The sequence below is a fragment of the Psychrobacter sp. PAMC 21119 genome (assembly GCF_000247495.1).
GTDB lineage: Bacteria > Pseudomonadota > Gammaproteobacteria > Pseudomonadales > Moraxellaceae > Psychrobacter > Psychrobacter glaciei.
The window spans coordinates 384,260-406,974 of record NZ_AHVZ01000011.1 but is presented as its reverse complement, the minus strand read 5'-3'; the positions used below and the strand labels follow the sequence as shown (position 1 = coordinate 406,974).

Here is a 22,715-nt window from a genome sequence, read left to right as displayed (position 1 = left end):
AGTATGTTTATGGCTCAAAGCGGACCAGCGGCTCGATATCAATAGGCTTGCGTGTGGGTTCATCTTTAGGGCTGGTGCCAGTATAAACAAAAGCCGTGACATAATCATCTGCACTTACGCCGAAATATGCTTTTATAGCAGGTTCGTTACACAGTAAACCTGTGCGCCATACTGTGCTAAAGCCCTGCGCTTTTAAAGCCAGAATAAGATTTTGAACCGCAGCGCCTGCACTTAACATTTGCTCGAAATGCGGTACTTTTTTGTGTTCTTGCATCTGAGTAACCACGGTAATCACAACTGGCGCACGCAGCGGCATCGTCTGCGTTTTTTTCACTGTTTTCTCAGAGAGCACCTCGCCCTCTTCTGTCGCCTTTGCTTTTGCTGCTTCGACAAGAGCACGCCCTAAATCATGACGAGCATCGCCCGCAGTCACGATAAAACGCCATGGACGCAGTTTTTTGTGGTCAGGCGCGGTCGCGGCACACCCAATCGCTTCTTCAATCTGAGCGCGCGTTGGTGCAGGAAGATCCAAGTTACCCACGCTACGTCTTGAATTGATCCAGTGAATGAGCTCGTCGCTAGTAAATGGCGTACTCTCAGTCGTTAGTGCTTTAATCGATATTTTTTCATTTTTCTTTACTTGATTGTCTGTTGTAGAATTAGTTTCGTCAGACTTATTCATTATTCACCCTTATTTATTATTGATATTGACTGCTACTGTTTATATCAGCAGATTATCCCGTTATAAATATGATTAGACAATCGTAAAACCGTAAACGAAACATCAAGCAGCCTTTACCCTCTCACTTTAAATAGTGATCATACCATCAAGCTGCATCTGCATTTTCGACACGGTGCTCCATTTTTAAATAATCTTCTGATTGCATCTCAAGCAAGCGCGAACGTGTCCGTTCAATCTCAAACGCCAGTTTTTCGCCTTGATACAGCTCAAGAATTGATTGCTCTGCTCGAATCAGTAATTTTACGCGGCGATCGTAAAACTCATCGACCAGATAAACAAAACGCCGTGTTGGATCACGCAGATCATCATCCAATGATGGTACTGAATCGACTAAGACCGTACTAAACTGTTTCGCGAGTTCAATAAAATCAGCAGCCGAACGTGGCTCCATACATAAATGACGGAAGTCGCAAAATAAAACATCTTCAGTACGAGCATTAATCTTAATTTGACGACCATTGATAGTAATCGGCTCATTACTGATTTTTTGATTATTAGATAAACTCGCAAAACGGTTGGCCAACCAATGGTGGTTGGCTTTGGTCATGGGCGATTCATACAGCTCTGCTTGCTGCAACACGCGCAAACGATAGTCGATACCGGAGTCAATATTCATCACGGCTGTATGGTGCTCAACTTCAGCGATAGCGGGCATAAAGCGATCGCGGTGTAAACCGTCTTTATAAAGTCCTGCTGGCTCAATATTTGAGGTAGCGACCAATGTAATACCACGATTGAATAGCATGGTAAAGAGATCGCCCAAAATCATCGCATCAGAGACGTTAGAGACAAAGAATTCATCAAAGCAGATAATGACTGCTTCTTTGTAAATGATGTCAGCCACTTTCTCTAGTGGGTTACTTTCGCCTTGTATGGCGTTTAGCTCACGATGAACGCGCTGCATAAAATGATGGAAATGAAGGCGCATCTTGCGATCAATCGTCAAAGAATCATAAAACATGTCCATCATCCATGTCTTACCACGTCCAACACCGCCCCACATATACAAACCTTTTGGGGCAGTCGGCTTAGATTTCAAAAAACTAAAAATGCCTTTTTTTTGTTCCACGCGACTGGTGAGCTGGTGATGTAGCTCATCAAGATAGCTCATGGCCTGATATTGCTGCTCATCTCGAGTAAACTCATCGGTACTGACGGCTTGCTCGTAACGTTGCAATGGAGATAAACTCATAATACGACTCATCATTTAAAAAGGTAAATATTAGGGCGTGTTTGATCCTTCGACCATGACACTAACTATTTTCAGGCGATTCGGCGTTAGAGATAGCAAGGCAATATTTCTAAGCGCCTATTTTCAACAAGGAAGGTGGTGAAACTTATGAGGTTACTTGATCTTCAATGCTCATCAAAACTATGCTGTTGCAACAGTTTTTTTAACTCAGATAAGCGACCGTGAAAAAAATGTCCAGCGCCGTCCACGACACTGACCGCCAAACCTAAGCGTTCTGCAAATTTCTGCATATTATCAGGATCAATCACTTCATCAGCATTGCCATATATCTCAAAGGTTCTGTCAGCTGGCAAGCTTAAATCTTCGCTGTCGTTTTTTTCAACAGACGGAGCGATAAGAGCAATTTTAGTAATCTCAAAATCACTTAACCCCCAAACATGAGAGGCTTCAAGCACCTGCTCAGCCGCACGCGCAATCACGTAACCACCGAAAGAAAAGCCGCCAAGCCATAGCTTGCGCGCATTGGTTTGTTCTGCAATCCATTGTAGCACGGTCATTGCATCCACCACCTCACCTTCCGCATAATCATGCTCGCCAGTCGACTGACCGACACCGCGAAAGTTAAAACGGACCACGTGCATACCGTTATCACGCGCAAAGCGGTACATTGTAGTGACCACTTTATTGTTCATCGTGCCATCAAACAGCGGGTTGGGATGACAAAGCAGCGCCACCGTGTCGGTATTCGGATCGTTAGGATTGTCTTGTTGCCATAGCGCGTCAACTTCGAGCACGCCAGCAGGAGCAGGAATTAATGGCATAAAATTACTTACTAATTAAAAATGAATACCTCAATTATCCTAGATATGATTTTTATTTCAAGTGATTTGCTGTGTACGCCTCAGGTTTGTGGCAAGTGCACATGGTTTTATCATAGCTAATAGCTTGGAACACTTAGGGCGTGTCATCAATTAGCACATGGATACATTTAGTGGTCTTAAAATCTAAATGATGACACGCCCTAGTAAAATTAGGATAATTTGCTTGGCTGCAACGTTAGCATGTAATACAAGCGCAATACCGAACACAATAACTGCCTAGACACCCCAGACTGCAATAGGTTAGATTTAGTCTGTCTTTTAATAAACAAAATACTTGCCCTACTTGTCTTTAGTTTTTATGATTAATTTATAGAAAAGAGGAATAATTTATGAATACGGTTAATAAAACTGCCACCATCACTGCTACTTTGGCGACGGCTCTTATCTTAAGTGCCTGCCAGAGCACGCCTTCTTCACCAGTCATTCAACGTGCCAATTCCATTTACGAGACTACTGGGATAGCGGATAGCAAAGTAAAAGCTCAGCAAAATGCGCTTGATAGTGCCAAAAACACTTGTCGTAGCAAACAAGTGATTATCGTTGATGACAAAGTCGCTTATAATGGTATTTTAGATGAGCGCACGGGTCGTATGGTCGGACAAGCGAGTGCGGTTATCGGCTCTATCTTCGGCACTGGCTCACCCAATTTGTCACGCGATGATGATTATGAGTATACGATCAACTTCCGATGCCAATAAAAGAACCATTATCAACTGACAAAGCTAAAGCATTCTACTAAATTTTCAAGCTGACTGAATAAGCTGATAAACACGTGAGTAGTACTAGCTTTGCCTTGTGCTAAATAAAAATAAGCGTATTTGGTGTAAAATATAATAGGGTTTGGCCAGTAAGTCAGCGATGAAAATAATATATTGATCGCTGACTTACTGGCTTTACTTTTTGTAGCTACACTTTTGAGGTAAACTACCCTGTTTAATCTTCTACACCCCCTATTCAGTTTCTTAGTTTTCAGAATCCTTATTTTTAGAACCCTTATTTTTAGAACCCTTGTTTTCAAAACCCTTGGTCTACTATTATGCGCAAACCCAATCTTTCAAATACCAAACCAGAAAAAGTGATAGCGCCTATCAAAGATTTAGCGACGCTGGAGGCCGAACTGGCTGAGCAGGAAGATCATTTGGAAGACACGGTCTTGCGTTTGAGTGACTATTTATCAGCGGTTGAGATGGTCATCAAACAAACCTTTGACCACCGCGTATGGGTGAAGGCTGAAATTCGTAATCTGTCTAGCAAAGGCGGGCATTATTACTTTGAGTTGGCTGAAAAAGATGAGGAAGGCAAAGTAGTCGCCAGCTGCCGTGGCAACCTTTGGCGCTTTAAAGCTGCACGCGTATTGGCAAAATTTGAGCGAGCGACCGGCATGCCTCTTGAGCGCGATTTGACCGTATTACTCAAAGTCTCCGCAGGTTTTCACGCGCAATATGGCTTCTCTATTACCATTGAAGACATTGACCCCAGCTATACCTTGGGGGATTTGGCACGGCAATATGCCGAAATGGTCGATCGCTTGACTGGTGAAGGCTTATTGCAGCTTAATCAACAGTTACCTGCACCCTTTGATATCGAGCATGTCCTAGTGATTGCTCCCGAAAAGGCCGCAGGTTTAGGTGATTTTCAAGCCGATGCGGATCGCTTAGCGAGTACAGGCGCTTGTCAATTTCACTACCATCACGCGACCTTTCAAGGCAATCATGCCCCAAGCGAGATTCGCCAAGCCATCGTCAGTGCTCAGCAACAATTCCAAGATACTTATCAGCGCCTGCCTGACTTATTAGTGATTATTCGTGGCGGCGGCGCGGTGGGAGATTTGGCTTACCTCAATGATTACGAGCTTGCCGCACTGGTCGCTGAACAGCCTGTCCCCGTCTGGGTTGGTATTGGTCACGAGCGCGATAAAGTGATTTTAGATGAAGTGGCGCACAGCAGCTTTGACACGCCATCCAAAGTGATAGCGGCCATTAATAGCCATTTAGCACAACTGGTCACGCAGACTTTACATTATCAAGCGCAAATCAAACAATCCGCCCAGCGTCAACTCAATATCGCGGAGCAACAAACGGCGCGACAATTGAGCCAAATGCAGTCACGTACCATCGGTCAATTAACTGCCCTGCAAAAAGACAGCGACTATGCGTGGCGTAGTATTCAGCAGAGCGCTCAGCGGCAAGTAAAGCAAGCGGCGAGACTGACAACTGAGTTACACACACAGACGCAAGCCCTTGCACATCAGCAATTAGCCAGCGCCCATAACTACAGTGGTATCTATCAAAAAACCATTATGCAGAGCGCTCAGCAGCAGCTGATACAGGCACAGCGTGATAGCGCCCATCTGCGTGATATCGTACTTTTGCACCGACCGTCTCGCGTGCTCAAGCAAGGCTATACCATGCTGACTGATGATAAAGACAAACAAATACTCACTAGCAGCACACAGCTCTATCCTGAGCAAACCATTCATATCGTCTTAAAAGATGGCAAGGCTAAAGCTCAGATTATTGATGTTAGTAGTGAGAGAAAAGCGACAGAAATCTCAGAGACACCAACTGAACCACACAATAATATCTAACGATTACTTATCTACTTACTTTTACTTTAAAAATCAGGAAAACCCATGACGACTCCTACTCGCAAGCGCAAAAAAGCCGCTCCAAAAACCTTTAAAGCGGCTTACGATATTCTAAAAACCAATGCGGCTGAATTGCAGCAACAAGATGAGCCTGATATCGACAATTTGATGACCACGGTGGAAGAATCAATTGCTGCTTACCGCGTTTGCGAGACACGCATCAATGCCGTACAACAAGCATTGGATGCAGCTTTTGCTGAAGAGGTAAAAACTGAGGAATTAGATAGTTAAATAGCTAAATGGCATCTACTCAGGTTCATCAACCTCGAAAACTTGGCGCAGATAGGCAAGATACGTATCATTATTAATCATGGTTTTGCCTGGACTATCAGACAGTTTAGCCACAGGTTGTCCATTGCACTCCACCAATTTTAGTACGATGTTAATCGGCGTGATGCCCATATCATTGGTGAGATTGGTACCAATACCAAAGCTGGTTCTGATACGCTCTTTGAAGTATTGATGCAACTCCCACGCCTTTTCAAGCGTCAAACCATCACTAAAGGTTAGAATCTTTGTCTTAGGATCTATCTTTAGTTTTTGATAATGAGCAATGGCTTTATCACCCCAGATATACGGATCGCCGCTGTCATGGCGTAGACCGTCGAAAAGCTTGGCAAAATACAGATCAAAATCACGCAGGAATGCGTCCATGCCAACGACATCGGTCAACGCAATACCCAAATCACCACGATATTCATGTACCCAAGATTCGAGTGCGGCTTTTTGTGAGTCACGCAAACGCACATCCAATGCCTGAAAAGCTTGCATAAACTCATGCGCCATCGTCCCTATTGGTGTCATTCCGAGCTGCTTAGCCAAATACACGTTAGAGGTGCCGCTAACAATTTTTGGCTCAGCTTTGTGCAGGGTTTCTACCACATGCGCTTGCCAGCTTTTGCTAAAGCGTCGACGTGTGCCAAAGTCTGCAACGATGAAAGGTGGCTTATCTGTACTTTGTTGCTTTGCATACTGATGCAACAGCGCAACCTTGTCATCCAAGCGCCTTTGCCCCTCTTCTATCACGCTAGGGTTGGATAAGGCATTGAAATAAAGCTCGTTAACAATTGCCAGCACGAATACTTCAAAGAACATCGCCTGAATCATTGGCCCTTCGATATCGATCAGCAAGCGCCCTTTGCTGTCTGTACTGATGGTAATAAAACGGCGCTTAAGCTTAAATAACTCTAAATAATCAACGAAGTCTGAACGAATAAAGCGTAATCCACGCAAATATTCCAGTTCATCTTCTAAGAAGCGCAATTCACATAGCATATCTAATTGCTGCTCTAACGACTCTTTAATATCGGCCAGCGGATAGACCGCCTCACTATTATTACGGCAGCGAAACCGATAGACACCGTGGGTCTGCGGGAACTGGTGTAACATGGCTTGTAGCATGGTAAATTTGTACAAATCGTTATCCAATAACGAGGTAATAATGGGTGCAGAAGTGACCGTCATGTTACAACCTTAAACGCAAAAGTAAAAAATCCATATTGCTCAATAGCTAAGCGATACTGACTAAAATGTCTCTTGGGGCTTCTAATAATCAATGCTCATGAGCCTTTAAAAGACCGTTCAGTATAACGATATTTGTTGTTTTTTGCAGGCGTGACTACCTCTAGCAGCAAAAATCATACGATAATCAAAAACGTCTATAAAAACTGCTGCTTAGCTTGGTATAACAAAGACGTTCAGAGTGACCTCAACGTGAATAAATCCATTATTAGGCTTTAGCACGCATAAATTGAGCGACATAGTCATCGGCAGGATTGTCTCTTAATTCCCTAGGCGTGCCCGTTTGCACCAAGCGACCACCATTTAAAATACTAATACGCTGACCCACTTTGACCGCTTCATCAATATCATGAGTAATGAAGACAATGGTCTTATTGAGACGGTCTTGTAGCTCAAGCAGCTGATCCTGTAGTTGGGCGCGGATAAGTGGATCCAGTGCAGAGAACGCTTCATCCATCAGCAAGATCGGGTTATCAGTAGCTAAGGCTCGCGCCAGCCCTACGCGCTGCTGCATACCGCCCGACAGCTCATCAGGGTAGCTGTGCTCTAGATTGGGCAGCCCTACCTCATTAAGCCAATGACGCGCAACTTCATGACGTGCTTCCACGCTCATCTTGCGAACACGTAAGCCATAAGCCACATTTTGTATGACGGTCATATGCGGCATCAAGCCAAAATGTTGGAACACCATACTGACGGTATTCTGACGATATTGCTGTAACGCCTTATCATCCAATTCTAGAATATTAATAGAGTCGCTTGAGTTGGTATTGTTTATCTCGTCTGTATTAGCGGTTACTCGTGCAGCAGCAGTCGATGCCTTTTCTTTTGCTATGCCTTGTGCTTTTGACGACAGGGTCTTGGAGTTAATAGTGGTGTCGACCCATATCTTGCCGCTGGTCGGATCAATCAAACGGTTAAGATGACGTATCAAGGTCGATTTACCTGAGCCTGAGAGTCCCATGATGCAATGCAGCTCCCCCGCTTTAATCGCCAAATTAACATCATAAAGCCCGACTGAATAGCCAGTCTGCTTTTTGACAGCGATACTATCCATACCATCTGCTAGTAGTTTCAACGCTGATTGTGCTTGCAACTCATTAGCATTATAAATTTTGCTGATATTCTCTAACTGGATATGATTCATAGCTATTCTCATTATTGTTTAACCGATAGGACGTTTGCCAGCTTCAATGGTTTTTTGCCGCGCGCGTTTTCCTTGACCAAAGGCTTGGCTAATACGGTCAATGATAATCGCGACAATGACAATTGCCGTACCCGCCTGTAGTCCTTGACCGATATTGAGCGTCTGAATAGATTGCAAGACGTCTTCTCCCAGACCCGGCGCACCAATCATAGACGCCAGTACGACCATGGCAAGCGACATCATCACTGCCTGATTGATCCCCGCCATAATACTGGGCAACGCTTGTGGTAATTTGATCCAAATGAGTAGCTGAAAGTGGGTGCTACCGAACGAGCGCCCCGCTTCGATCATTTCGTGATTGACTTGCGTGATTCCCAATGTCGTCAAACGAATAAGCGGTGGCAAGGCATAAATAATCGTGGCAAATAATGCTGGCACTTTACCAATACCGAATAACATGAGCACGGGGATTAAATAGACAAAGCTTGGCATGGTTTGCATCACATCCAATATCGGCGTGACAATTTTTCGCAGCAGACGGCTACCCGACATAGCAATACCGATGGGAATCCCGATAACCACTGTTACCAAAACGGAGACGATCAATAACGCTAAGGTATCGATTAAAGCGCCCCACAGTCCAAATGCACCGATTAAAAAAAGTCCTGCCCCGCAAGCAATGGCAAACCATACTTTGCGCACCCCGAACCACGCCAATACGGTCACCAGACCAATAATTAACCATGCTGGAATTACCGTCAATAGGCGCTCAATAGGCAACAACAAATAGGTCAAAGTGACGCTACTGATACTCCGAAACACATCACCATAATCTCTAACCACAGTCGCTAAGGCTTTATTAAGGGGCGTCTCAAGCGACCACGATGGAAAGCTGGAGGTTAGTGCTAGGAAGGTATTACTTGAGGTGGCGTCATTCAATGATGTATTGACACTGCTATTGCCTGTGCCATCGTTCGTTAGGTTAATACCTAAATTGGCAGCAAGATTTTCAGCGACGTCTTCGGGTAGCCACGCCTGCCAAACGTTTGGATTGGCAAGTAAAAACTCAAGCGCCTGTTCATCACCACTGCGCTTGCTTTCACTCATCTCTAAAATCGCACTGTTTAGTTGGTTCGGCGTGAACTGAACTTTTTCAAAGGCGCTTGCCAATTCAGGATTATTATCGATAAAAGGCGTCGATGCAGCAATTTTAAGCGGGGACACAGGAAAGCCAGAGACACAATCCAAGGTGCCATCAGCCAGCAATAAGTCTTGCCAACACTCATCCTTATGGGCAGGGAATGCTAGCGGTGCAAAGTCATATTTGGCGATGAGCCCCGTTGGCTGCCAATAGTAAAATAGTAGCGGTTTTTTTTGTTCAAATGCGGAGGCAATCTCAGCATCGAGTGCTGCACCCGTACCCGGATGGGCATTATTAAAAACAGCATCTAAGCCAGTATTTTTGAGCAGTCGGGTGTTAAAAATCTCACACGCCCAGCCTGACGGACAGTTCATAAACCGTGATTTACTAGGATCTTCTGGATCTTTGAATAGCTCTGCGTACTTAGGCAAATCCTGATAACGGCGCAGTCCCGGATTGTCATCCATGACGTATTGCGGCACGTACCAACCTTGGGTAGCACCGCCCTGCAGCGTATCGCCAATGACCGCAACTTTGTTGTCATTGATGGCCTGCTCCATAATCGGTGAGCGCCCAATCCATTGTTCGCCGATGATTTGAATATCGTTTTGCGACAATGCGGTCTCGAGTGCAGGTCCTGCCCCAGGTACTTCTTCGATCGTGCAGTCGTAACCACTCTCAGCAATATATTTGAGTATCCCAGTCGTAAACTGACCACTCTCCCAAGTAAGCGCGCCAAATTTGATCGGTGATGCGCAAGCGGCTGACGCTGAGACCGGTAGTAACAATACGCTCATACACAGTAAACTTAACGCAATCCATTGGCGCATGGGATGTCCTATATGTCGTTATTAAAATGAGTTATTTCGATGTCAAAGTTAGGTATCAATATCAAGTTATGAAGCACTTGGCTGATAGCAAATGTGGAGTCAATCTTTATTTCTCATTAGAAATATAAACTTACCATAACTAACGTCTAGTAATATTAAGAAATGTAGCAACATATAAGAATAATTATAAATAACTATTGGCTAGGTTCAGCTTTTCTTTTATGTATAAAAAATATTATAAAGCCAGCAAAAATAAATACTATAATCATCAAAAAAAAATTTTGGACAAAAAAAATAGCACCTACTTGCGTAGATGCTATCGTTATTAAACAGGTAATCTCATCACACTTACTTCATCATAAATGCCATGGCTTTGTTAAATAACCCACCATATGGTGGCAATAGTAAATTCATACCGTTGAGCTTGTTTTGGACAAAGACCGGTTTCATGTGACTTAAACGCTCAAAGCCAGCTTTGCCATGGTACGCGCCTGTCCCTGAGTGCCCAACCCCACCAAATGGTAAGTCGTGCTGCACCACATGCAAGATAACTTCATTAATAGCCAAGCCGCCTGATACCGTGTTGTCACGAACTTTTTCTATGTCGCTGTTACGCTCACCAAACACATAAAGCGCTAATGGACGCGGACGAGCATTGATGAAGTCTATCGCATCATCGAGCGTATCATAGTGCATCAACGGCAGAATCGGTGCAAACAGCTCGTTTTGCATCACATCACTATCGGGCGCAGGCTCACTGATAATAACTGGTGGCATCAACCGCGTTTCGATATCATAGTCTGCATCAGTTATCTTATGAACGTTTTCACTAGAGACGCCATCTAAATAGCCCTTGATACGCTTAAACTGCTCACCATTGATAATACGTGAGTAATCTGGGTTCTCGCTGATGTTCGGATAATGATTTTGCATCCACTCTTTTGCTAGACCAATGAACGCTTCGTGATCTTTGCGCTGGATTAGGACATAGTCAGGGGCAATACAAGTTTGACCAGCGTTGAGCGTTTTACCCATCATCACGCGATTGACCGCCGCTTCTAAATTGGCGCCGTCCAATACGATAACAGGTGATTTACCACCAAGCTCCAACGTAACTGGAGTCAAATTAGTCGCAGCAGCAGCCATGACCTTTTTGCCTACTTCAGTAGAGCCGGTATACAATAGATGATCGAAAGGCAGCTTACTAAAAGCGGCAGCGATATCTACTTCGCCCAGTACAACACAAACCATATCTGGCGAAAAGTAATGAGCGATGAGATCTGCAAACACTTGCGCGAACTGCGGTGCTGACTCACTCATCTTAACCATGATTCGATTGCCTGCTGTGAGTGCATCGATGATTGGCCCGACGGCTAAGAACAATGGATAGTTCCACGGCACCATGATACCAACCACACCTAATGGCTGCGGCTGAATCTCGTTATGAGCTGGCATATATAATGCTGAAATAGAAGCTCGACGTGTTTTCATCCATTTTTTGCCATGCTTTTTGGCATGGCTGATACCCGTAAAACTGGGAACAAGCTCCGCAAATTGGGTTTCAGACTCACTGCGATAGCCAAAATCTGCGCTAATCGCTTGAGCAAGTTTGTGTTGGTTATCGCTAAGCATCATCTCTAAGTTGTCTAATTGAGTCTCCCGTGTCGCCCAATCATTTATTGGCTGAGCACGGCTCAATGCTTGCAATCTAGAGAACTGCGCTTGCATCTCATCGATAGTAGTCATAATACTAAGCGCTTTATCGGTACTGGTATGCGCCTGATTATTGGTGTTCTGATTATTGTGTGTCATGTATCTTCCTTGTCATAAGCGTTAGAGTCAGCACGCTATATTTGATTGATAACTCTATATTTGTCTTTAAGCGCTAGTGGAAATAGCTGCACACGCGCATATCATTATAAAAACTAACAAGATTCCATTCGTTGCTGTTTAATGTAGCGCATTGACTGAGCAATGAACAGTGTCTTTGATTGACTGCTGGGTTTGTATAAGATACGTGTCGGTCATAAATACAATAGCTACGCTGAATCGTCATTTTAAGAATATCTCGCCTTTTATGGTCTCTTTAATTATAGTCTCTTTAATTAAAGAGACTATAATATTTAGGCTTTATAGTAGGTATCGATTAAAATTATAGGTATCGATTAAAATTTGGGCGGCAATCACAAAAACTGCTACACTCAGCATTGGGGTGTATTGAACTTTCGCCACCAGTCAAAATTCGCCAATACTTTACACCAGACAACAATAAGACAGTCACGCTTATGCAAAATGTCACGCAGCAGACTCACAATACCTCTCCTCACGACACCCTTCTTACAAAATCGCTGTCGGCCGCCGATTATGTCTCTACCCATGATGCTATGCTAGCGCGCACCTTGGAGCGTATCGCACTCAAAAAAGAGCAAGGCTTACGCACGCCTGATGAGCTATGGATTGTCGATCATAACGACGTTTACACGCTTGGGCAAGCAGGTAAAGAAGAACATATCCTGCAACGAACTGACACCCCGATTATCAAGACGGATCGCGGTGGACAGGTGACCTGGCATGGTCATGGACAGCTGGTTGTATACTGGTTATTTGATCTGGACAGTATAGGTTGGAGTGTACGCAATCTTGTATCGCATGCAGAGCAAGCGATCGAGGACATGGTAAATGACTGTCTACAGAACTCATCGTCATCTATCAGTGATAATATCAGCGCCCACGCTCGCCGTGATGCACCCGGTGTTTATTTATATGCAGATACTGATACTGATACTGTTGCTGATAATGATGCGGAAGCCCAGAACACTTCTTTGGATGACAAAATCATGCTTGGAAAAATAGCCTCATTGGGTTTTAAGATTAAGCATGGTTTTAGCTATCATGGCATTGCACTCAATATCAATTGTGACTTATCAGCTTTTAATGCCATCAATCCTTGCGGCTACGCTGGCATGCAAATGCTACGCTTGGCTGATTTTTTGACCATACAAAAAGAGTCAGAGGCGCAAATAGCTCAGCACATACATAATTCCCTGAGCTATGAGCAAGTGACCCAAAAGCTTATTGATAATATTGCCAACCGTCATGCTGGACTGATTGAGCTACGAGCAATAGCACCCAAGTGATTTTCTGAGGCTATTTTGCATAATCTTTTTTTGCATAATATCTTGCCCGCTTAGACTTAAGCATTATGAGAAAATTCAGACCAAACTTGCTATAATTGCATGCAGCACAAATCGGGCACAGTAATAATCTTACTGCTTGTCCAGCTCAATCCTTTGACTATCATTGATTATTCAAACACTTAAAACAAAAGAAAATTGGAGCATTTTATGGCAGATTTTAACAAAATTTTGGACGCCGGCGACGTAGATGGCGGCATTATCAACGTAGTAGTAGAAATCCCTGCTGGTAGCAGCCATAAAATTGAGTGGAATCGCGAATTGGCCGTATTTGAGCTTGATCGTATTGATCCACAGATTTTTGCTAAGCCTTGCAACTATGGCTTTATCCCGCAAACGCTTGACGAAGATGGCGATGAGCTAGATGTGTTGTTACTGACTGAGCAGCCTTTACCGACGGGCATTTTCTTAAAAGCCAAAGTAATCGGCGTTATGAAATTTGTTGATGATGGCGAAGTAGATGACAAAATCGTTGTCGTACCTGCTGATGACCGTGACACAGGCAATGCTTACAACAGCCTAGCCGATCTGCCAAAGCAGCTAATCAACCAATTAGAGTTCCATTTCAGTCACTATAAAGATCTGAAAAAGCCAGGTACAACTGTGGTTGAATCTTGGGGTGATGTTGCAGAAGCCAAAGAAGTCATCAAAGAATCTATCCAACGCTGGAAAGATCTATAATTTATCACAGGTTGGCAGAAATGCTGATAAAAATAACTATTAAAATACCGCAGTCATTATTATGATTGCGGTATTTTTTTGCTTGAATCTTGCTGATAGAAAATGGTTATAATGAACCACCGTACGACCTATTCACACTCTCATGTTGTAATAAGGACAATCATGTTTAATCCTGATCCTAGCGCAAAACCAGTCAATACAAAGTTGCCGAAAGCGATCATCATGATGATTGAAAAAAACAATTTGGTGATGGCGATCAAAACATTGGCAGCCGATGAAAACATCAGTATGGATGAAGCAAAGAGTAGAATCGATGCTTATGAGACGGCACTAAAGGTAAAACAACAGCAGAAATTAAATACTATTGCCAATAAGCAAGGTATTCCTAATCAGGCGATCAGTTTTGATAGAGAGCAAGCAGAGGAAGAACCAGATCGTTTAATAAAAAACCGTGTGAAAACCACTCAAACAGATCAAGGATTCAAAAGCCTACAGCGAGGTGTCGACAGCCAGTTGAATGATTTGGGCTATAAAAAACCGCTTTTACCGTATTGGGCAAAGCGGTTGCTAATGATTATCTTCATCATGACAGGATTGTTCTGGATATTGTGGCGAGTATTTGGCTAAATAAAGAATATTAGATTGTCATACCTTCCATAGAATTTTGTATTAATGCATGGCAGCTGCTTAACTAATTTCCTTTATAAGCGGCACTTAGAGCAGGCCTTTATAAAGGAAGTAAAACCCTACTACGGTTAATAAAATGGCAAAACATTTTTTTAGTAATGCTGGTGATAGTATATGCGCAACTTTCGCGCCTACTTTTGCGGTAAAAAAACTCATGATACTAATGCCTAAAAAAGCATAAATATGGACAAAGCCAATAGTATTAGGCACATCTACTTGCTGCTGCATGCCAAAAATCATAAAGCCTAGCGCACCAGCAATAGCAATCGGCAATCCACACGCTGCTGAAGTGCCGACAGCTTTTTGCATGACCACGCCATAACGCGTGAGATAAGGGACGGTTAAGCTGCCACCACCGATACCAAAAATGGCAGAAGCGACACCGATAACCCCGCCTGCTGCTAATTGTTTAGGCTTAGACGGCAGTTCTGGATTAGCATCATTAGAATGACTAGCGACCTGCTTTTTACCACCGAAAAACATCTTATAGGCGACCCAAAGCAAAAATACGCCAACGATAAGCTGAAGATATAGCCCAGATATTTGCCCTGCTATTCCCGCGCCCAAAAAGCAACCAATCGCTAGACCTGGTGCGAGATTTTTAAAGACCGGCCACATGACCGCGCCCTTTTTATTATGCGCCATGAGCGAGCTAATAGAGGTGACAATAATGGTCGCTAGTGATGTCCCTAACGCCAAATGCATGATATTGTCAGGGCTGTAGCCCATTTGGGTAAAGACGATAAATAATAGTGGTACGATGATGGTGCCACCGCCCACGCCAAATAGCCCTGCAGCAAACCCTGCTAGCGCACCAATTATTAAAAAAATGAGTATTTCCACGGGATAGTTACTTCTCGGTTAAAGGATAGTTTTATAGTCGATGCTAAATAAAATGGATACGTTATCTGACAAGGTGAAACTGGTACAAATTTTTCTAGCTTGCTGTGCCTACGCCGACAGAGGCTACAAAAAATTCATTCCAGTTTTACTGTATTTTCTTTATATTGAGCTGACTATAGTTAGATGACCATTAAATAATCAATGTCAGAAAGTCAGCTTAAGCAATTTCTGTTTGACCCACTTGATGATAGGCACGATTAAAATACACCAAACTTTCATCAGCGCCACCTTGTGGTACGGCGTGCTTGATGGCAACCACACGGCACATAAAGACACTGTGCGTGCCGACTTCTTGAATATCCTCAATCTCACAATCAAAACTGACCAGCGCATCCTCTAAAACAGGTGCACCTGTCGCTAATTGCGTCCAAACGCCCTGTTTAAATCGTTCTTCCGAACCTAATTTGGAGGCAAAGGCATTAGATATTGGCTCATGATGTGCACCTAATACATTGACACTCAACGTTTTGTTTTCAAGAAAGTAGCCATGTGAGCGAGAGGTCTGATTCATACAGACCAGCAAGGTAGGCGGTGTGTCTGTGACGCTACATACCGCAGATGCCGTAAACCCATGAATACCAGAGCTACCTTTTGTGGTAACCACATTAACGGCAGTCGTCAATAGCGACATGGCATCTCTAAAGTCGGTGGCTTCAATCATATCTTTACTCATCGCTGAACTCCCAAATTTGACTATGACTTATCTCTAAATGGCATTAAGACTACTTGATGGCCTACCCACAGTATTTCAATCAAACTGAATAAACAAACTTGATTAGACCTATCCCACCTATTGATAAGTGCGAGCCAGTAACTAAGCGCTCAGCTCTTTACGAATGATTGCCGCGCCCTCGCTCAACGCTTTTAACTTGCCTTGCGCTACTTGGCGAGGCAAAGGTGCCATGCCGCAGTTGGTCGAAGGATAGAGCTTGTCTGCATCGACGAATTGCAGGACTTTGCGTAGGGTATCTGCTACTTCTTCAGGGGTTTCAATAGTATTGGTTGCCACATCGATAGCGCCGACCATTACTTTTTTACCGCGAATCAATTCAATCAAATCCATCGGTACGTGCGAGTTTTGGCACTCAAGTGAGACGATATCAATGCTTGACTGCTGCAATTTTGGAAACGCTTGCTCATATTGACGCCACTCTGAACCCAGTGTCTTTTTCCAATCATTATTGGCTTTGATACCATAGCCGTAGCAAATATGCACCGCTGTTTCGCACTTTAGACCTTCGATAGCGCGCTCTAAAGTGGCAATACCCCAGTCATTGACGTCATCAAAGAACACATTAAACGCAGGCTCATCAAACTGGATAATATCCACGCCAGCCGCCTCAAGCTCTCTCGCCTCTTGATTCAAAATTTTGGCAAATTCCCAAGCCAATTTTTCACGGCTTTTATAATGACCGTCATACAGCGTATCAATCATCGTCATAGGCCCTGGCAGCGCCCATTTGATGGGCTGATCGGTTTGCGCCCGTAAAAATTTAGCGTCGTCTACAAACACTGGCTTTTGACGGCTCACCGCCCCAACGACTGATGGTACACTTGCCTCATAGCGGTCACGGATTTTAACGGTTTTACGATTCTCAAAATCGACGCCATCCAGATGTTCAATAAAGGTAGTCACAAAATGCTGACGGGTCTGCTCACCATCACTGACGATATCAATCCCAGCATGCTGTTGTTCTTGCAATGTCAAACGTAAGGCATCTTGTTTGGCTTCAAGCAGTTGCTCGCCTTCTAATGCCCAAGGTGACCAAATTTTCTCAGGTTCAGCGAGCCAAGACGGTTTTGGTAAGCTACCCGCTGTCGATGTCGGTAATAATAATGTCATAATTTTTAATCTTCTATAATGTTTATTTTTTTATTTTGGTGTCCAGTGAGATTATGCTAGGGCGTGTCCTCATTTTAAAAATGAGAATAAAAGTGAGGTAAATGGCAGTCAAACAAGGAAAATAGCGCAGATAATATCGAGATATTACCTAGCTAATTGACGATGTTTGGCAAGATTTAACCACTTTTAGCCCATTTAGACCGCTATCGGTTGAATTGAGGACACGCCCTAGGCAGCTTGTTTATCATCAGCGCGTTTTTGCACCGCTTCTTTTTGAAAAGTCTCGCTTGTCACCACATAGTTTGCCGCCCACTCATCAAGGACAGCTTGATACGGTGTGATGAACTCATCTTCCGTAAACTTACCTTGTGTCACCGCCATCTGGCTGCGCTCCGCGCGATCATACACAATTTGCGTTAGTGAATAATCTTGGTACTTCAAGCTGGGTTGATACACTTGAGCAGCGGTCGAGTTGGCATTGTAAATTTCAGGTCGATAAATCTTTTGAAAAGTCTCCATAGTACTGATGGCACTGATTAGCTCAAGGTCAGTGTAATCACTTAGCAAATCACCCGCGAAATAAAATGCTAAAGGCGCCACACTACCAGCAGGCATAAAATAGCGCACTGCTAAGCCCATTTTGGAAAAGTACTCATCAGTTAATGACCCCTTGTTCAAAGAGCCGCCATCTTGTCTGTATTCAGCCCCCAATACAGGATGCTGATTGCCCGTACGATGATAGGTTTTACTGCTTGACACACTCAGACAAATCACTGGTTGTTTATCAAAGTTGGCTTGGTAGGCCTCTGAGTTCAATAAATGTTGAAACAGTTTGCCATGTAAATCGCCAAACTCTTCTGGCGGCGCGGATTTTGGATGGTTTGCAAAGTGTTCTGGTAACACAATGCTAAAGTCATAATCACGCACATAAGAGGAGAAGCTATTGCCGATCATACCTTCAATACGCTTGTTTTCCTTATGATCGATGATCGTTGTTTTTAAGGTCTCAATGACTGGGAAGGTATGACCATTGCCTTCGATATCCAAGTCGGCAGAAATGATATCAACTTCGACAGAATAGCGGTCTGCTGTCGGATTGTCCCAATGCGCTAGATCGTTGAAACGATTGTTTATCATGGTTAATGTCTTGCGCAAATTCTCTTGACGACTCTCGCCACGCGCCAAATTTGCAAAATTCGTCGTCAGACGTGTGCTGTCTGCAGGTTGATAGTTTTCATCAAAACGAATGCTTGAGATGGAATATGTAAATTGTTTCTTCATGGTAATCCCCTACCCTAATCTCATTAACTGAGATAAAACCGAATTTCTGTATGGGATGAATCATACCTAAAACATTACATGAATAAAAACGATACTATTTAAATATAACATGAATAATATTCATGTTAATAATTCTAAGGGCATGAAATAGATTTGGATAACGGAGGTTTTGATGGCTTACTCAATAAAAAGTTAAGCCTGTCAAATCATTTAAATATATGAACTGCGAGTATCTAAAACGTGACTTGATGTACGTGTAGAAGCGATCTAAATTGACTAGGGCGTGTCATCAATTAGATTGTGAGGCTTAAAATGAGAAAAATTGTAGATAAACAAGGAAGAAATAGCCGTTCATATGAACATACTGGCAAAATTTCTGACGATGTTTAGCAAAAGTTAGCCATTTTATGACCACTAAATATATAAATGTGCTAATTAATGACACGCCCTAGAGTAGATTCACTTTCAAAAGAACACATTGCTGCTGGGATGAATTTTTCGAAGCCTCTGGAGTGCAAAGCACACAGCAAGCGAGGAAATTTATACTAGCTGGGTGTTCTATTTGTCGTATCTTTTTTATATTGAGTCAACTATAGAGTAAAGAAATACTGAATTTCAATCCCCATAAGCTGTAATAAAAAGCATGTGGCGACAAATAATGATCTTATCTCATCTTAATAGTAGGAAGCATCAACATAGAAATGCTAAAAAATACCCCTACTTTGCCTACTATTATTTTCAAGACATTAAAAAAGGATACCGCAGCATCCTTTTTTTATTATTCAGAGCTAATAAAAGCTCTATTCTAGTGATGCTCACCAGGAAGAATTCTGGCAAAGGCACGCTGAGCAAGGTTTGGCTTTTTATCGGTAGTCAGTCCAGCGCGGGTACTTGGGAAAATACGATAACCTATCGATTGAATACCAACGTTGATCGCTGGTGCTAACGAATAAGTTGCAGATGCAAATTTACCCATGTTACTGGCAATACTGTTTGGTTTATGAACAATCGCTTTTGCGACCATCATTGCCGCTTCATCCGGCATCAGCGCAGGCATGTAGCGGTATAACTTGGTTGGCTCAATCATCGGTGTGCGTACCAATGGCATAAAGATATTGGTAATCGTGACATTATCGCCTTTCACTTCAGCAGCCAAGCAGCGACTAAAGGCATCCAGTGCCGATTTTGAGGCGACATAGGCGGCAAAACGCGGACTGTTTGCCAGTACACCGATAGATGAAATATTAACAATTTGACCCGTCTGACGTTCAATCATCGTCGGCAAAAATCCAAGAACTATTTTGACAGCGCCAAAGTAATTGATATCCATAGTACGCTCAAAATCATGGAAACGATCAATAGATTCGTGCACCGAGCGCCGAATTGAACGACCAGCGTTATTGACCAATACATCAATATGGCCAAAATCAGCCAAAATTTGCTCGCTGACTTTTTCAATCTCATCCATATTTGTCAAGTCACAAGGATAATAACTGGCCTTGCCGCCAAGTTCCTCAATATTTTCTTTTACTATTTTTAGCTTCTCTTCGGTACGTGCTAATAAAATGACATGAGCGCCGCATTCACTAAGCAAAAAGGCTGTACGTTCACCGATACCGCTTGAAGCACCAGTAATGATGATATGTTTGTCTTTAACCGCTTTACTAATTGCCTTTTTTGAGGGAGTAGCCATAAAAAATCCTTTTTGTTTATTAGAGTCTGTTGAACATTCAAATATTAGGACTGCTGATCGCTAAAATTGCCCCAAACCTTTTATCAAATCAGGCGTAAACCGACGATACTGTCGATACCTTAGCTAGGTTTACAACAACGTTTGGGGTGGTTTTAGCATCAGCCTTTCAGGGCAAGGCTATTTTTTGCCAATACATGGCGAAATTGTCTACCCTAGAACGACTAGGCGTCAAAAATTTCACGGCGTACTGTCTAAAAAATAGACACTGCCAGTTCCACATTTGAATGTTCAGCAGACCCTATATTCCCAATAGTGTGCCGCTCTAGAATACCAAAATTACATTGTAATTACTCGAAAAAGTACCAGTAAAATTTGATAAAAATAATTTTGCGAACCACTAGGGTGTGTCCTCATTTTGAAAATAGTGATGAAAATGAGGTAAATGGTAGCCAAACAAGGAAGCTAGCGTAGATAATATCGAGATATCCATCAGCTATAGTCAGTGAAAATCGATATCGATACATCACGTACTGCTGACATCAATTTTTCTTGCTTGCTGTGCCTGCGCAGACAGAGGCTACAAAAAATTGATATCAGCAATACCGTAGCGTTTTTAGGATACTTTGACTATATTTGACGATGTTTGGCAAGATTTAGCTATTTTTAACCCATTTAGGCGTTTTCGTTTAGATTGAGCACACTCCCCAGTAAAAGGGCTGCAAATTTAACATCTCATTTTTCCCAGCTTTTTGGCTATAATTGTTTTTGCAATTTACGCATCATAAGGAGAACGCACCTTGGTAGAAATTCTGGCTCGTTATATTGATTTCATTGCCAAAATCGTTGAAGTCATTGGTGTTCTTATTATGTTCTTTGGACTGCTTTATGCTTTTTATAGAGGCGTTCGTTCAACAGGTCGTTTCACCCATGACACCTACGTCGAGATCAGACAGACGGTTGGCAAGTCCATTTTATTAGGGCTTGAAGTGCTCATTGCTGCTGACATTATGGCTACTGTCGTTACAGAGCCTACGCTGCGTAGTGTTTTGGTACTGGGGTTTATTGTGCTCATTAGAACTTTTTTAAGCTTATCTTTACAAGTCGAGCTAGAAGGTCGCTTTCCTTGGCAACACTCCAAGTCTGTGCCTGAAAAAACATCAAAGACTGAACATGCTGATGAGTTGTAATAAGTGATTCATAGCCAATAGCTATTTATGCCTTACTCATGAGCCTGTAAAAAAGCCTCGACCACACGGAACTGCCCAGCGGTGCTCTCTTCACCATACATTGCTTGACGAAAGGCATTAGAGTTTGGAATGCCCGTGGTATACCAAGCAATATGCTTACGGGCGATTCGGCAGCCGGAGTATTCACCATAAAAGTCATATAGCTCTTGCAAATGCGCCAGTACAATCTCTTTTATCTCACTGACACTGGGTGCATCTAGACTCTCGCCGGTACGCAAAAAATGCTCGATATCGCGAAATATCCATGGCTGACCTTGTGCGGCTCGCCCAATCATCACAGCGTCGCATCCCGTCAACTCATAGACACGCTGGGCTTTTTGCGCGCTATCGATATCACCATTAGCGATGACAGGAATGCTGATGCTTTCTTTAACTTCGCGTATAAGCTCGTAACGCGCCTCACCCGTATACATATCCTCACGCGTACGTCCATGAATGGCAATGGCAGCAATGCCCGCTTGCTCTGCTCGCTTTGCAACGCGCAAAATGTTTTCACGGCCATTCTCAAAACCCAATCGTGTCTTTAGCGTGACGGGTGCATCGACCGCATTGACAGCCGCATCTAGCAAACGCGCGACCAAATCTTCGTCCTGTAGCAATGCAGAACCTGCCAGCTTGCGACAAACCTTTTTGGCAGGACAGCCCATATTGATATCGATAATCTGCGCGCCATTATCAATTTGATAACGAGCGGCTTGAGCCAATTTATCCGGTTCAGCCCCTGCTATCTGCGCAGAGATAGGCGCAATTTCATTATCAAAGTTGGCACGATACAGAGATTTTTTGCGCGCATACAGCGCCGTATCAGCGATGATCATTTCGCTGACCGCATGACCTGCGCCAAACGATTTGCACAGTCGGCGAAAAGGATTGTCTGTCACGCCTGCCATTGGTGCAACTATCAGACGGTTTTCAATCGTCAAGCCGCCGATATTCAACGGCTGCAATAAGGGATGATCGCTTACAATCTGCGTTTGCGGAGTCTCAGAGACTGAAATATCTATAGACATAAATAACGGCTTACTTATTAATAAAAACAGGTCAATGAAATCAAGCCGTTATTCTAAGGGTTCATACGCATATTG

20 protein-coding genes are annotated in these 22,715 nt (G+C 43.3%); 7 read left to right on the top strand and 13 right to left on the bottom strand.

From position 1 onward, the window contains the following. Positions 1–7 precede the first annotated feature (7 nt). The 3 genes from RH96_RS05560 to RH96_RS05550 form a co-directional block, all read right to left on the bottom strand. Positions 8–682, bottom strand: a complete 675-nt coding sequence (locus RH96_RS05560; RefSeq protein ID WP_010198315.1) for a nitroreductase — start codon at positions 680–682, stop codon at positions 8–10. A gap of 145 nt (positions 683–827) precedes the next feature. Continuing rightward, on the bottom strand, positions 828–1,934 hold the full coding sequence (gene zapE, locus RH96_RS05555; protein WP_010198312.1) for a cell division protein ZapE: 1,107 nt from the start codon (positions 1,932–1,934) through the stop codon (positions 828–830). Between the two features lie 164 nt (positions 1,935–2,098). After that, positions 2,099–2,755, bottom strand: coding sequence for an alpha/beta hydrolase (locus RH96_RS05550; protein WP_010198309.1), 657 nt, complete (start codon positions 2,753–2,755; stop codon positions 2,099–2,101). Between the two features lie 389 nt (positions 2,756–3,144). On the opposite strand from RH96_RS05550, the gene RH96_RS05545 reads away from it, so the two are divergent. The 3 genes from RH96_RS05545 (at position 3,145) to xseB (ending at position 5,693) form a co-directional block, all read left to right on the top strand. Then, the gene (locus RH96_RS05545; RefSeq protein WP_010198306.1) at positions 3,145–3,513 is read left to right on the top strand and encodes a hypothetical protein; all 369 of its coding nucleotides are present in this window, start codon (positions 3,145–3,147) and stop codon (positions 3,511–3,513) included. Positions 3,514–3,851: 338 nt separating this feature from the next. Beyond that, entirely contained in the window at positions 3,852–5,402 is a 1,551-nt protein-coding gene (xseA, locus tag RH96_RS05540; RefSeq protein ID WP_010198304.1) for an exodeoxyribonuclease VII large subunit, read from the top strand. Positions 5,403–5,447: 45 nt separating this feature from the next. Then, positions 5,448–5,693 (top strand): exodeoxyribonuclease VII small subunit, encoded by a 246-nt coding sequence (gene xseB / locus RH96_RS05535; RefSeq protein WP_010198302.1) that lies wholly within the window; start codon positions 5,448–5,450, stop codon positions 5,691–5,693. Between the two features lie 15 nt (positions 5,694–5,708). Here the strand turns inward: xseB and pncB are convergent, their stop codons facing one another. The 4 genes from pncB to RH96_RS05515 all read right to left on the bottom strand — a co-directional run bounded on the left by pncB (position 5,709) and on the right by RH96_RS05515 (position 11,913). Then, positions 5,709–6,926 (bottom strand): nicotinate phosphoribosyltransferase, encoded by a 1,218-nt coding sequence (gene pncB, locus RH96_RS05530; protein ID WP_010198300.1) that lies wholly within the window; start codon positions 6,924–6,926, stop codon positions 5,709–5,711. Positions 6,927–7,191: 265 nt separating this feature from the next. Continuing rightward, a complete protein-coding gene (locus RH96_RS14530) occupies positions 7,192–8,130 on the bottom strand; it encodes an ATP-binding cassette domain-containing protein (RefSeq protein WP_010198297.1) in 939 nt (312 codons plus the stop codon). An 18-nt stretch (positions 8,131–8,148) separates the two neighbouring features. Further along, positions 8,149–10,101: a glycine betaine ABC transporter substrate-binding protein gene (locus tag RH96_RS05520; RefSeq protein ID WP_010198294.1), complete on the bottom strand. Its 1,953-nt coding sequence runs from the start codon at positions 10,099–10,101 to the stop codon at positions 8,149–8,151. Positions 10,102–10,449: 348 nt separating this feature from the next. Next, positions 10,450–11,913 (bottom strand): coniferyl aldehyde dehydrogenase, encoded by a 1,464-nt coding sequence (locus RH96_RS05515; protein WP_010198292.1) that lies wholly within the window; start codon positions 11,911–11,913, stop codon positions 10,450–10,452. Between the two features lie 473 nt (positions 11,914–12,386). On the opposite strand from RH96_RS05515, the gene lipB reads away from it, so the two are divergent. From lipB to RH96_RS05500, 3 genes are all read left to right on the top strand, one after another. Next, positions 12,387–13,238 (top strand): lipoyl(octanoyl) transferase LipB, encoded by an 852-nt coding sequence (gene lipB, locus RH96_RS05510; RefSeq protein WP_010198289.1) that lies wholly within the window; start codon positions 12,387–12,389, stop codon positions 13,236–13,238. A 207-nt stretch (positions 13,239–13,445) separates the two neighbouring features. Further along, entirely contained in the window at positions 13,446–13,976 is a 531-nt protein-coding gene (locus RH96_RS05505; RefSeq protein ID WP_010198287.1) for an inorganic diphosphatase, read from the top strand. 162 nt (positions 13,977–14,138) lie between these two features. Beyond that, the gene (locus tag RH96_RS05500; RefSeq protein ID WP_010198284.1) at positions 14,139–14,603 is read left to right on the top strand and encodes a hypothetical protein; all 465 of its coding nucleotides are present in this window, start codon (positions 14,139–14,141) and stop codon (positions 14,601–14,603) included. Positions 14,604–14,690: 87 nt separating this feature from the next. On the opposite strand, the gene RH96_RS05495 is transcribed toward RH96_RS05500, so the two are convergent. The 5 genes from RH96_RS05495 to RH96_RS05475 all read right to left on the bottom strand — a co-directional run bounded on the left by RH96_RS05495 (position 14,691) and on the right by RH96_RS05475 (position 20,383). Further along, complete coding sequence (locus RH96_RS05495) at positions 14,691–15,506, bottom strand: sulfite exporter TauE/SafE family protein (protein WP_010198281.1); 816 nt, start codon at positions 15,504–15,506, stop codon at positions 14,691–14,693. A 217-nt stretch (positions 15,507–15,723) separates the two neighbouring features. Then, entirely contained in the window at positions 15,724–16,227 is a 504-nt protein-coding gene (locus RH96_RS05490; protein ID WP_010198276.1) for a flavin reductase, read from the bottom strand. 153 nt (positions 16,228–16,380) lie between these two features. Beyond that, the gene (locus tag RH96_RS05485) at positions 16,381–17,409 is read right to left on the bottom strand and encodes a methionine synthase (protein ID WP_010198274.1); all 1,029 of its coding nucleotides are present in this window, start codon (positions 17,407–17,409) and stop codon (positions 16,381–16,383) included. A 228-nt stretch (positions 17,410–17,637) separates the two neighbouring features. Next, positions 17,638–18,690 (bottom strand): DUF1852 domain-containing protein, encoded by a 1,053-nt coding sequence (locus tag RH96_RS05480; protein WP_010198257.1) that lies wholly within the window; start codon positions 18,688–18,690, stop codon positions 17,638–17,640. A gap of 805 nt (positions 18,691–19,495) precedes the next feature. Further along, positions 19,496–20,383, bottom strand: coding sequence for an SDR family NAD(P)-dependent oxidoreductase (locus tag RH96_RS05475; RefSeq protein ID WP_010198253.1), 888 nt, complete (start codon positions 20,381–20,383; stop codon positions 19,496–19,498). 797 nt (positions 20,384–21,180) lie between these two features. On the opposite strand from RH96_RS05475, the gene RH96_RS05470 reads away from it, so the two are divergent. Further along, positions 21,181–21,570, top strand: coding sequence for a DUF1622 domain-containing protein (locus RH96_RS05470; RefSeq protein WP_010198245.1), 390 nt, complete (start codon positions 21,181–21,183; stop codon positions 21,568–21,570). A gap of 32 nt (positions 21,571–21,602) precedes the next feature. On the opposite strand, the gene dusB is transcribed toward RH96_RS05470, so the two are convergent. Continuing rightward, positions 21,603–22,640 (bottom strand): tRNA dihydrouridine synthase DusB, encoded by a 1,038-nt coding sequence (gene dusB, locus RH96_RS05465; RefSeq protein ID WP_010198243.1) that lies wholly within the window; start codon positions 22,638–22,640, stop codon positions 21,603–21,605. Positions 22,641–22,715: the final 75 nt, after the last annotated feature.

Bases quoted from the DNA above. Each gene is read 5' to 3' on its own strand.
- RH96_RS05560 (WP_010198315.1), bottom strand. From the start codon at position 682: ATGAATAAGTCTGACGAAACTAATTCTACAACAGACAATCAAGTAAAG.
- zapE (WP_010198312.1), bottom strand. From the start codon at position 1,934: ATGAGTTTATCTCCATTGCAACGTTACGAGCAAGCCGTCAGTACCGAT.
- RH96_RS05550 (WP_010198309.1), bottom strand. From the start codon at position 2,755: ATGCCATTAATTCCTGCTCCTGCTGGCGTGCTCGAAGTTGACGCGCTA.
- RH96_RS05545 (WP_010198306.1), top strand. From the start codon at position 3,145: ATGAATACGGTTAATAAAACTGCCACCATCACTGCTACTTTGGCGACG.
- xseA (WP_010198304.1), top strand. From the start codon at position 3,852: ATGCGCAAACCCAATCTTTCAAATACCAAACCAGAAAAAGTGATAGCG.
- xseB (WP_010198302.1), top strand. From the start codon at position 5,448: ATGACGACTCCTACTCGCAAGCGCAAAAAAGCCGCTCCAAAAACCTTT.
- pncB (WP_010198300.1), bottom strand. From the start codon at position 6,926: ATGACGGTCACTTCTGCACCCATTATTACCTCGTTATTGGATAACGAT.
- RH96_RS14530 (WP_010198297.1), bottom strand. From the start codon at position 8,130: ATGAATCATATCCAGTTAGAGAATATCAGCAAAATTTATAATGCTAAT.
- RH96_RS05520 (WP_010198294.1), bottom strand. From the start codon at position 10,101: ATGCGCCAATGGATTGCGTTAAGTTTACTGTGTATGAGCGTATTGTTA.
- RH96_RS05515 (WP_010198292.1), bottom strand. From the start codon at position 11,913: ATGACACACAATAATCAGAACACCAATAATCAGGCGCATACCAGTACC.
- lipB (WP_010198289.1), top strand. From the start codon at position 12,387: ATGCAAAATGTCACGCAGCAGACTCACAATACCTCTCCTCACGACACC.
- RH96_RS05505 (WP_010198287.1), top strand. From the start codon at position 13,446: ATGGCAGATTTTAACAAAATTTTGGACGCCGGCGACGTAGATGGCGGC.
- RH96_RS05500 (WP_010198284.1), top strand. From the start codon at position 14,139: ATGTTTAATCCTGATCCTAGCGCAAAACCAGTCAATACAAAGTTGCCG.
- RH96_RS05490 (WP_010198276.1), bottom strand. From the start codon at position 16,227: ATGATTGAAGCCACCGACTTTAGAGATGCCATGTCGCTATTGACGACT.
- RH96_RS05485 (WP_010198274.1), bottom strand. From the start codon at position 17,409: ATGACATTATTATTACCGACATCGACAGCGGGTAGCTTACCAAAACCG.
- RH96_RS05480 (WP_010198257.1), bottom strand. From the start codon at position 18,690: ATGAAGAAACAATTTACATATTCCATCTCAAGCATTCGTTTTGATGAA.
- RH96_RS05475 (WP_010198253.1), bottom strand. From the start codon at position 20,383: ATGGCTACTCCCTCAAAAAAGGCAATTAGTAAAGCGGTTAAAGACAAA.
- dusB (WP_010198243.1), bottom strand. From the start codon at position 22,640: ATGTCTATAGATATTTCAGTCTCTGAGACTCCGCAAACGCAGATTGTA.